The 10,178-nt window shown below is 70.2% G+C and carries 9 protein-coding genes; 8 read left to right on the top strand and 1 reads right to left on the bottom strand.

What is annotated here, in order from left to right; genetic code table 11:
* Positions 1 to 140: 140 nt before the first annotated feature.
* The 8 genes from E3T48_RS16920 (at position 141) to E3T48_RS16185 (ending at position 9,472) form a co-directional block, all read left to right on the top strand.
* Positions 141 to 281 carry a hypothetical protein gene (locus E3T48_RS16920; protein WP_166789778.1) on the top strand — a complete coding sequence of 47 codons (141 nt, stop codon included), beginning with the start codon at positions 141 to 143 and terminating at the stop codon, positions 279 to 281.
* Between the two features lies 1 nt (position 282).
* Positions 283 to 768: an NADH-quinone oxidoreductase subunit B family protein gene (locus E3T48_RS16220; protein ID WP_134525043.1), complete on the top strand. Its 486-nt coding sequence runs from the start codon at positions 283 to 285 to the stop codon at positions 766 to 768.
* Complete coding sequence (locus tag E3T48_RS16215; RefSeq protein ID WP_134525042.1) at positions 765 to 2,783, top strand: proton-conducting transporter transmembrane domain-containing protein; 2,019 nt, start codon at positions 765 to 767, stop codon at positions 2,781 to 2,783. Before E3T48_RS16220 ends, E3T48_RS16215 begins: the two co-directional genes overlap by 4 nt.
* Positions 2,780 to 3,724: a respiratory chain complex I subunit 1 family protein gene (locus E3T48_RS16210; RefSeq protein WP_198417691.1), complete on the top strand. Its 945-nt coding sequence runs from the start codon at positions 2,780 to 2,782 to the stop codon at positions 3,722 to 3,724. Before E3T48_RS16215 ends, E3T48_RS16210 begins: the two co-directional genes overlap by 4 nt.
* 8 nt (positions 3,725 to 3,732) lie before the next feature.
* Complete coding sequence (locus E3T48_RS16205) at positions 3,733 to 4,389, top strand: hypothetical protein (protein WP_134525041.1); 657 nt, start codon at positions 3,733 to 3,735, stop codon at positions 4,387 to 4,389.
* Positions 4,389 to 5,864 (top strand): proton-conducting transporter transmembrane domain-containing protein, encoded by a 1,476-nt coding sequence (locus E3T48_RS16200; protein WP_134525040.1) that lies wholly within the window; start codon positions 4,389 to 4,391, stop codon positions 5,862 to 5,864. The genes E3T48_RS16205 and E3T48_RS16200 overlap by 1 nt, the downstream gene beginning before the upstream one ends.
* A complete protein-coding gene (locus tag E3T48_RS16190; RefSeq protein ID WP_198417690.1) occupies positions 5,861 to 7,528 on the top strand; it encodes a hydrogenase large subunit in 1,668 nt (555 codons plus the stop codon). Before E3T48_RS16200 ends, E3T48_RS16190 begins: the two co-directional genes overlap by 4 nt.
* Before the next feature lie 348 nt (positions 7,529 to 7,876).
* A complete protein-coding gene (locus tag E3T48_RS16185) occupies positions 7,877 to 9,472 on the top strand; it encodes an oleate hydratase (protein ID WP_134525038.1) in 1,596 nt (531 codons plus the stop codon).
* Positions 9,473 to 9,623: 151 nt separating this feature from the next.
* Here the strand turns inward: E3T48_RS16185 and E3T48_RS16180 are convergent, their stop codons facing one another.
* The gene (locus tag E3T48_RS16180) at positions 9,624 to 9,983 is read right to left on the bottom strand and encodes an ArsR/SmtB family transcription factor (RefSeq protein WP_241986884.1); all 360 of its coding nucleotides are present in this window, start codon (positions 9,981 to 9,983) and stop codon (positions 9,624 to 9,626) included.
* Between the last annotated feature and the right edge of the window lie 195 nt (positions 9,984 to 10,178).

Below are 10,178 nucleotides of genomic sequence, written 5' to 3'. Positions count from 1 at the left end.
GGCCGCGACCGCGGGCGCGCCCTGCGAAAAGCGGAGCGGCCCCACGCACCCGGGCGGCGAGGCGACGCCGGTGCCGCCGACGGAGGCCGGCGCCGGCACATCTATTTGATAAATCCATCATATAGGTATATAAAGAAGTAATGATGTTTAGCGTGACGTTCGACCCGATGCCCGCCGGGTCCGCGCTGCTACTGTCGAGTCAGGGCAGGCGCCGAACACCGCCCGCCGCGAGAACCGAGAACGCGATGACCTCCAGCATCCGCACGATCACCGAGGCCTGAGGTGAGCGTCAAACGGCTGGCCGGCCTGATCCGGCGGAGCGGGCGCATCGCCGAACCGGCCCCGCCCGCCCCGGCGCTCTTCGCGGGCGCCGAGGTCTTCGGCGGCAGCGTGCAGGTGCGGTTCGTCAACGCGGGCGGCTGCAGCGACTGCGCCCAGGAGGTCGCGAGCGCCTTCGGCCCGGTCTACGACGTGGAGCGTTACGGCGTCCGCCTGGTGGCGTCACCGCGGCACGCCGACGTGCTCCTGATCACCGGGGCGGTGACCCGCAACATGATCGAACCGCTGCGGCGCACGGTCGACGCCATCCCCACTCCCCGCTTCGTGATCGCCGTGGGCGATTGCGCCCTCACCGGCGGCGTCTTCGCGGAGGGCTACGGGATCGCCGGCCCGGTGTCCGATTTCGTCGACGTCGACCTCTCCGTGCCGGGCAACCCGCCCGCACCGGCCCTCATCGTCGAGGCCCTGCGCCGGATGACCGGCCGATGACCCCCGTCGAGGCCGGGATGCTCGGACAGGTCGCGCTCCTGGCCGCGGCCGTCGCGGCCGCCCTGCTCGTCCCGGCCCGGTGGCGCTCGCGGGTGGGCGGCATCCTCTGCACCCTGCTCGCCGCCGCCGGCGTCGTCACCGGCGTGATCGCCCTGTCCGGCGGCCAGGGGTCGCTCACGATCCCCGCCGCCCTGCCGATGGATCCCCTCGTGCTCTCCCCCGACCGGCTCGGCGGCCTCGTCATGGTGGTCGTGTCTGCGGTCGGCGTGCTCGCGTCGCTGTTCGGCATCGGCTCGGCCAGGGTCGCCTCCGCCTCCCGCACCGCCTGGGCATCGATGGCCGTGTTCCTGTTCGGGATGCAGCTGGTCCCCGCCGCCACCGACGTCGTCTCCTTCCTGCTCCTCTGGGAGATCATGACGCTGGGGTCGACGGCACTCCTGCTGGCCCACCACGCGACCCGCGGCACGGTCGCGTCCGCCCTGGTCTGGTACTCGGCGATGAGCCAGCTGAGCTTCTTCTTCGTGCTGGCCGGCTTTGCCGTGCTCGCCGGCGCCACCGGCGACACGGGATTCGCGGCGCTCGCAACCCTGGACCCGGCATCCTGGCAGGCAGGCCTCGCCTTCGTGCTGCTCCTCCTCGGCTTCGGCGGCAAGGCCGAACTCGTGCCCCTGCACGTCTGGGTGCCCCGGGTGCTGCCGGAGGCCCCCGGCCACGTCGCCGCCGCGATGAGCGGCGCCATGGTCAACATCGGCGTCTACGGCGCCCTCCTGGTCTGCGTGCGCCTGCTGCCCAACGGCCCGGCCTGGTGGGGCGTGCTGATCATGGTGCTCGGTGGCGTCTCCGCCCTCTACGGGATCCTGCAGGCCTCCGTGGCGAGCAACCTCAAGGTGCTGCTCGCCTATTCCACCACCGAGAACATGGGCCTGGTCTTCCTCGGCCTCGGCGCCTCCGTGCTCCTGCGCCGCGACCACGCCACCGGGGCCGCCGACGCCGCCCTCCTCGCCGCGCTGCTCCTGATGGTCAGCCACGCCGCGTTCAAGGCCACCCTGTTCCTCGGCGCCGGTGCGGTGGCCCGTTCCACCCGCGAGATGAACCTCGACCGGCTCGGCGGGCTCGGCGGCCGCATGCCCTGGACCGCCGGGGCGTTCGGAGCCGCCGCCCTCGGCGCCGCCGCCCTGCCGGTGACCAGCGGATTCGTGGCCGAGTGGATGCTGCTGCAGGCCCTCGTGCACGGCTCCCGGGTCGGCGGGGAGGTCGTCTCCGTGACCGCATCCGTGGCCATGCCGCTGGCCGTTGCCGTGATCGCCCTCACCGCGGGGCTGGCCCTGCTCACCTTCGTCAAGGCGTACGGAATCGCGTTCCTGGCCCGCCCCCGCTCGGAGAAGGCGAAGCAGGCCCGCGAGGTCCCCCTCATCATGCGCATCCCGCTCGTCATCGGCGCCATCCTCGTGATCGGCCTCGGCCTGCTGCCCGGGCCGCTCGCCGAGGCGCTGGCCTCCGCCGTCGGCCCGGCGTTCACCCCCGATGTGCGCACGATCGGGCTGGCCGGCGTCGACGCCCGCGGGATCGACGTGGTCCTGGACCCCGCCACCGTCGTCGCCATCGCCGCGCTCGTGCTCGTCCCCGTGCTGGCCGCCATCCTCGTCTCGGCCCGCCGCCACCCCACCCGGGTGTCGCCCCTGCCCTGGGCGGGCGGCGGATCGAGGCTGCGGCCGCGGATGCAGTACACCGCCACGTCGTACGCCGAGCCCCTGGTGCGGGTCTTCGACGACGTGCTCCGGCCCACCCGCGACGTCGAGGTCACCCACGTCGGCGAGTCCCGGTACCTGGTCGAACGCGTCCACGTCGAGCAGAGCGTCTCCGACGTGATCGAGACCCGGTTCTACCGCCCGGTTCTCGGCCTGGCCCAGCGGTTCGGCATCCTGGCCCGTCGGGCGCAGAACGGCAGCATCCATCGCTACCTGTCCTATTCCTTCGTCGCGCTGCTCGTCGTGCTGATCGTGGTGTCCCTGTGATCCCGGCGATCGCGGTCGCGCTGCTGCAGCTGGTGCTCTTCGTGCTCCTCTCGCCCCTGCTGATCGGCGTGATCCGGCAGGTGCGGGCGCGGCTCGAGGGGCGCGCGGGTGCCGGGGTCTGGCAGCCGTGGCGCGACGTGCGCAAGCTTGTGGCCAAGGACCCGGTGCGTGCGGCGGACAGCAGCTGGATGCTCGCGGCCGGCCCGGTCACCCTCCTCGTCTCCAGCCTGCTGCTCTGCGTGCTCCTGCCGCTGGTCGGCACGCTCCCGCTGCCACTGGTGCCGAGCGACCTGTTCGTCATCGTGTCGATCATGCTGATCGGCGTGGTGGCCCTGGCCCTGGTCGGTCTGGACGCGGGAACCGCGTTCGGCGGCATGGGCTCCAGCCGGCACATGACCGTCGCGGCCCTGGTCGAACCGACCCTGCTGCTCGCGGTCTACGCGCTGTCGATCCCGGCCGGCACGTCCACCCTGTCGCTGATCGTGGAGACCCGCCTGCAGAACCCGGCCGTGATCATCTCCCCGGTCAGCCTGCTGGCCATGGTCGCCCTGGCCATCGCCATCATGGCCGAGACCAGCCGGCTGCCCATCGACAACCCCTCGACCCACCTCGAACTGACGATGCTGCACGAGGCCATGGTGCTGGAGGCCTCCGGGCGCGACCTGGCCTGGTTGGAACTGGGCTCCTGGCTCAAACTCGCCGCACTGCTTGGCCTGCTCGGCAATCTGATCCTGCCCTGGGGTGTGCTGACCGAGTTCACCGTGGCCGGGGTCCTCGTGGGCCTGGCCGCCGTCACCGCGAAGATCCTGCTGCTCGGCGCCCTGCTCAGCGTGGGCGAGGTCTTCCTCGCCAAGGTGCGCCTGTTCCGGGTTCCCGAGTTGCTGGCGGGGTCGTTCGCCCTCGCCCTGCTCGCCGTGACCGCCTCCTACCTGGTCGCTTAGGAGCATCCGTGTTCGACACCGTCTACCCCCAGCTGATCGGCCTCTGCACCGGCGCCCTGCTGCTGACCAGCGCCCTGCTGGTCTGGCGGCATTCCCTGCTCGCCTCGATCCGGCTGCTCAGCGTGCAGGGCTTCGCCCTGGCCGCCCTGGTGGCCGTGATCGGGCTGGAGGAGGGTGAGGCGGAGGTGATCATCGTCTCCGTCCTCGTGCTGCTGGTGAAGGGGATGGCCCTGCCCTGGGTGCTCGCCCACGAGACCCGCGCCACCACGCGCACGGATGAGGCGCCGCGGCTGAACCCGACGGCCGGCCTGCTCACCGTGGCGCTGCTGACCATCCTCAGCTACGTCGTCGCCAGCCGGCTGCTCAGCGGCGACACCAGCATCTCGGCCCACGCCGCCCCGATCGGGCTCGCCATGGTGCTGATCGGTTTCCTCCTGCTGGTCACGCGGCGGCAGGCCGGGTCTCAGCTGATCGGTTTCCTCGTGCTCGACAACGGCATCGCCACGGTCGCGTTCCTCACCTCCGGCGGGGTTCCCCTCTTCCTCGAACTCGGCATCTCCCTCGACGTGCTGCTGGTCGTCGTGATCCTCTACGTCTTCGCCGGCCGGATGCGCAACAAGTTCGGCAACACCGACATTGATCAGCTCAGAAAGTTGCACGACTGATGAATTTCGCCCTGTGGATCCCCCTGGCCGTTCCGGTCACCCTGGCCGTGCTCAGCCTCACCGGCGGCGCCCGCCCGCCCGGCCGCCTCGGCCCGGTCGCGTCCAGCGCCGCCGTGCTGCTCTCCGGCCTGCTCCTGGTCGGCGCCGTGCTCGCCGGGGATATCCCCAGCCTCGGCGGCGGCCTGCTCCGCGCGGACGCGCTCTCCGCGTACATGCTCACCGTGGTCGGGGCGGTCGGTCTCGTGTCGACCTGGGGCGGGCTGGGCCATGCCGCAGCCGCCCCCGGCCGGTTCGCCGGCTCCTACGACGCCCTGATCTCGGTGTTCCTGGCCGCGATGTCGCTCGCCGTCCTGGCCGACAACATCGGGCTGATGTGGGCCGCGGTCGAAGCCACCACGATCACCACTGCCTTCCTGGTCGGCCATCACCGCACCCGGTCGTCGCTGGAGGCGGCCTGGAAGTACGTCATCCTCGGCTCAGTGGGCGTCGCCATCGCCCTGCTCGGGATCGTGCTGATCTACGCCGCCTCGCGCGGCACCGGCGAGCCGACCCTGTCGTGGCTGGTGCTCAGCCGCACCGACCTGCCACTGGACCCGGCGTTGATCCGGGCGGGAGGCGCGCTCGCCGTGCTCGGTTTCGCCACCAAGGCCGGACTCGCCCCCATGCACAGCTGGCTGCCCGACGCACACAGCCAGGCCCCGGCGCCGGTGTCCGGGCTGATGAGCGGCGTGCTGCTCGCGGTCGCCCTCTACGCCATCCTGCGCATCCAGACCATCACCGACGCCGTGATCGGGCCTGACTTCCTGCGGGTGATGCTCAGCATCGGCGGCCTGCTCTCCCTGTTCGTGGCCGCTACCCTGCTGATCCGCCAGCGCGACTTCAAACGGATGCTGGCCTACTCCAGCATCGAGCACATGGGAATGATGGCCGTGGGCGCCGCGATCGGCCCCGCAGCCCTGCCTGCCGTGTTGCTCTACATGCTCGGCCACGGCCTGACCAAGGCAACGCTGTTCGTGATCTCGGGCCGCATCCTCGAGGTGGAGGGCTCCCCCCGGATCGACGATGTGCGAGCCCTCCTCGTGCGCCGCCCCGGCCTGGCCGTTCCGTGGCTGATCGCCATGGCAGCACTGGTCGGGTTCCCCCCGTTCAGCATCTTCTTCTCCGAGGTCGGCATCATCGTCGCCGGTTTCGGCGCCGGGATGGGCGTCGTCGTCGGAATCGCGCTCGTGCTGCTGCTCGTCATCTTCGCCGCCCTCACCCGGTTGACGGTCGCGATGACCGTCGGCGCCCCGACCGTCGGCGCCCCGACCGGCACCGCCCCCGGCTCGGTCCGTGCGGCGCCGGACCGGTCGGCGCACGGCCCGCGCCTGCCACTCATCCTCGCCCTGGGCACCACGGCCGTGGTGGCCTTCATCGCTGAGCCGGTCGGCACGCTTCTGGCGCGCGCGGCCGCGGTTCTGGGAGGAGCCCAGTGACGCATCCGAACCCCGACGACCGGGTCTCGACAGGCTCGACCACCGACGGGCCAGACCACCGGGTCTCGACAAGCTCGACCACCGACGGGCCAGACCACCGGGTCCCGACAGGCTCGACCACCGACGGGCCAGACCACCGGGTCCCGACAGGCTCGACCACCGGGAAGCAGGGCGCGGCAGCCGCCGGCGCCCCCGACGTGCGCCTGCTCACCCGCGACGACCTGCGTGAGCGGGCCGCCGCGGTGCTCGCCGACGGCAACCGGCTCGCGATCACCACCTGCCACGACGACGGCGACGCGCTGCGGGTGGTCTATTCCTTTGCGGCGGTATACCCGCGGCGGCAGATCGACCTGGTCGTGCCGGTCCCCTACGACGACGCCTGGGTCCCGAGCCTGGCCGATCTCTCCTACCCGGCCGGCAACTTCGAACGGGGAATGCGCGACCTGTTCGGGGTGCGGCCCGCCGACCACCCGCAGCCGTTCCGTCTGGTGCGCCACGGCCACTGGCCGCGCGGCTGGTACCCGATGCGCCGCGGCGCCAGGGTCACCCCCGAGTTCCTGCCGGACACCGAGTCGTTCCCCTTCGTCGAAGTGGAGGGCCCCGGCGTCTACGAGATCGCCGTCGGCCCGATCCACGCCGGCATCATCGATCCGGGCCATTTCCGGTTCTCGGTCGTCGGCGAGACCATCGTGCGGATGGAGGCCCGCCAGTGGTACATGCACAGGGGCGTCGAGCGGCTCTTCGAGGGCCGGCAGCCCCAGGACGCGGTCGACCTGGCCGGGCAGGTCACCGGCGACACCGTGGCCGGCCACACCGTGGCCTGGCTGATGGCCGTCGAGGCGGCAGCCGGGATCGAGGTGTCCGAGGAGGACCGGATGCTGCGCGCCCTCCTGCTCGAACTCGAGCGCGTCTACAACCACGTCTCCGACCTCGGCTCCCTCGCCAACGACGTCGGCTTCGGCGTCGTGCATTCGCACACCCAGCGCCTGCGCGAGACCCTGCTCCGCCAGAACCAGGCGGTGACCGGGCACCGGTTCCTCCGCGGCGGCCTGACCATCGGCGGCGCAGCTGTGCTCGCCCTGCCCGACCCAGCGGTGCTCGCCCGGGTGCTGGCCGACATGCAGGAGATCATCGCGATCACCCTCGGCCACGCCATCGTGCGGGACCGGTTCACCGGAACCGCCCCTCTCCCGACCGCCCAGGCCGAGGCGATGGGCACCCTCGGCTACGTGGCGAGGGCATCCGGCATCGAGGCGGATGCCCGCCGCGACCACCCATTCGTCGACCTCGGCGAGGCGTTCCACGTCGTCACGGACACCGGCGGCGACGTGCTCGGACGCTACCGGGTGCGCGCGGGTGAACTGGCGGTGTCGATCAACGTGGCGACCGACCTCATCCGCCGCCTGGACGGCCGGCTGGGCAGCGGCCGGGCTGTCGCCCCCGTCGGGGCCGGCACCGGCCTGTCCCTGGTCGAGGGCTGGCGTGGCACGATCTGCCACCGGGTCGAACTCGGCCCGGACGGCCGGATCACCCGGGTGAAAATCGTCGACCCCTCATATTTCAACTGGCCGGCCCTGCCGGTGGCGTTGGCCGAGACGATCGTGCCCGACTTCCCCCTGGTGAACAAGAGCTTCAACCAGTCCTACGCGGGTAACGACCTGTAGCGCCTATCGGGGCACAGGCCTGGTCCGCGACCATCTGCGTGATCACGGCCGAGTAGCCCGGCCCGGTGAACAGCTCCGAGGCCGCCGGATAGATCCGCTGCTGCGTGTCTGCCTTGTGGCGGGCCCGCCGGTGATCGAGCCTGTCGAGACCCGGGCCTCGGGCTCGCCGGTGGTCGAGCCTGTCGAGACCCGGGCCTCGGTGTCACGGGTAACGCTCCTTCCAGCCGGGTGGCCGAGCGAGTGGTCTCGCACTTCCTGACCGATTTGCATGAGAGTCACCATGCGGATTACGCTCCGAAATGAGCATAGTCCGATTTTAACCGAGTGAGCTGAACGAGAGGAACGACCATGACAATCGACCCGAAACGGGCGCACCTGTGGATCGTGGGTGGAGGGATCGCCGGTATGGCGACCGCCGCCTTCGCCATCCGCGACGCCGGGGTGCCCGGCGAGAACATCCACATCCTCGAGGAGTTGGGGCACGTCGGCGGCGCCATGGATGCCGTGGACTCTCCCGCAATTCGTGGCGCCATGGTGACGCGCGGGGCTCGGATGTTCTGCGACGAGGTGTACCAGACCACCTGGGACCTCTTCTCCACGATCCCGTCCCTCGAAGACCCGGATGTCACCGTCCGGCAGGAGATGCTGGACTGGAACGACAAGCACGAGACCCACGGCAAGACACGACTGGTCGATGCGCGGCACCGCATCCAGGACGCCACCGACTACGGCCTGAACGCGCGCGACCGGCTGGAGCTAACACGCATGCTCGCCCTGAGCGAGAAGGCTCTCGGGGCACGCCGCATCGAAGACCTCTTCAGTGCGCACTTCCTGCAGACTAATTTCTGGCACATGTGGCGCACGACGTTCGCTTTCCAGAAGTGGAACTCCGCCGCCGAGCTTCGCCGCTACTTTCTGCGCTTCATCCAGGAGTTCGACAACCTCGACACGCTCTCCGGAGTCCGGCGAACCAAGTACAACCAGAACGACTCGATGATCGTGCCGCTCCAGCGTTGGCTCGCGGCAGAGGGCGTCGACGTCCGCTTCGGCACGCGCGTCACCGATGTCGACTTCACGAACTCCCCCCAGCGGCGACGCGCCACGTGCCTGCACGTGGAGGACTCGGCCGGCAGCAGGGCGATCGACCTCGGCCGGAACGACCTCGCCTTCCTCACCATCGGATCCATCGTCGCCGACACCACCTACGGCGGCAACGACACCGTGCCGCCGCTGGTCAGGGACCGGGTGGACGGCAGCTGGTCGCTGTGGGAGGAGCTGGCCAAGAAGGCCCCCGACTTCGGGCGCCCCAATACCTTCTGCGGAAACGTCGACGAGAGCAAGTGGGAGTCGTTCACCCTCACGATGCACAGCGACACGCTGGTCAAGCGCTGGGTCGAGTACACCGGCAACGAGCTGGGCACCGGTGCCATGACGACGTTGATCGATTCGGGCTGGTACATGTCGGCGGTCGTGGTGGCCCAGCCGCACTTCGTCAATCAGCCCGAGGGCACCTACACGATGTGGGGCTGGGGGCTGGAGATCGACAACGAGGGCGACTACGTCAAGAAGAAGATGTCGCAGGCGACCGGCACCGAGATCCTCACCGAGCTCATCCACCAGTTCGGCTTCGAGGACATCCTCGAGGAGGTGCTCGCCACGACCGACGTCACGACCTCGATGATGCCGTACGCCTCCGCGCTGTTCGCCCGGCGCGTTCCGGGGGACCGCCCCAAGGTCATCCCCGACGGTGCGCAGAACTTCGCGTTCCTCGGGCAATTCACCGAGCTTCCCGGCGACGTCGTGTTCACCGTGGAGTATTCGATCCACGGGGCCATGCACGCGGTGTACGAGTTCCTCGGGGTCGACCGGGAGATCCCGCCGATCTACCAGGGCCTGCGCGACCCCAAGGTCAGCTTGAAGGCCCTCCAGTCCGCGTTCACGTGAGTCGACCGAGCCGCTCGCGACCTCGCGGGGAACCTGTTCCAGGAAATCAGCGAGGTCGCCTGACCGTCGGGAGTGCCGTACAAGGTGATCTCGCGGGACGAACGGGACGGCTCCGTAGGCAGGAGCGCCGGAGCCCCACGACCAGTGGGACTCACGCTCTCGCTTCCGGTCGGGAGACGTCCTGCTCGATCGTGCGCAGCAGGGCGTTGGAGTCTTCGAGGGTGGCCACCAGCATCCGCTTGGCGACGGAGAGCAGTTCGGCGACCATCGGGTCGCGCAGCCCGTAGTAGATCGTGTTGCCTTCACGCCGGGTGACGACGACCCCGGCCCGACGGAGCACGCCGAGTTGCTGGGAGAGGTTCGAGAGTTCGGAGCCGAGCGCCTCGGCCAGGCTGCCGACGGAGCGTTCGCCGCCGGCGAGCTGCTCGAGCACCTGCACGCGCAGGGGATGCCCGAGCGACTTGAACAATTCGGCCTTGAGCAGGGCCATGGGCAGTCCGGTGGTCGACACCGACTGAGCATATCGCTAATCTATAATATCTTCAAATAGATGGGGAACTCGGCGATCAGGGCTCGGAGTGCGGTGCGGTCCCACCCCGACCGCACCGCGTCACGCGAACGACCACGCGCCCCCCAGCTTGCGTCCGGCACGTGACGCGCAGGCCGTACAGGGGTCCGGCACCTCCGGAAACCGGTAGCCTAGACA

Origin of the sequence: Cryobacterium fucosi (genome assembly GCF_004403515.1) — a bacterium.
Classification (GTDB): domain Bacteria; phylum Actinomycetota; class Actinomycetes; order Actinomycetales; family Microbacteriaceae; genus Cryobacterium; species Cryobacterium fucosi.
The sequence above is the reverse complement of the archived record's forward strand: the minus strand, read 5'-3'. Positions and strand labels throughout refer to the sequence as shown.

Coding starts and splice junctions, on each gene's coding strand:
- E3T48_RS16200 (WP_134525040.1), top strand. CDS start 4,389: ATGAATTTCGCCCTGTGGATCCCCCTGGCCGTTCCGGTCACCCTGGCC.
- E3T48_RS16185 (WP_134525038.1), top strand. CDS start 7,877: ATGACAATCGACCCGAAACGGGCGCACCTGTGGATCGTGGGTGGAGGG.
- E3T48_RS16215 (WP_134525042.1), top strand. CDS start 765: ATGACCCCCGTCGAGGCCGGGATGCTCGGACAGGTCGCGCTCCTGGCC.
- E3T48_RS16920 (WP_166789778.1), top strand. CDS start 141: ATGATGTTTAGCGTGACGTTCGACCCGATGCCCGCCGGGTCCGCGCTG.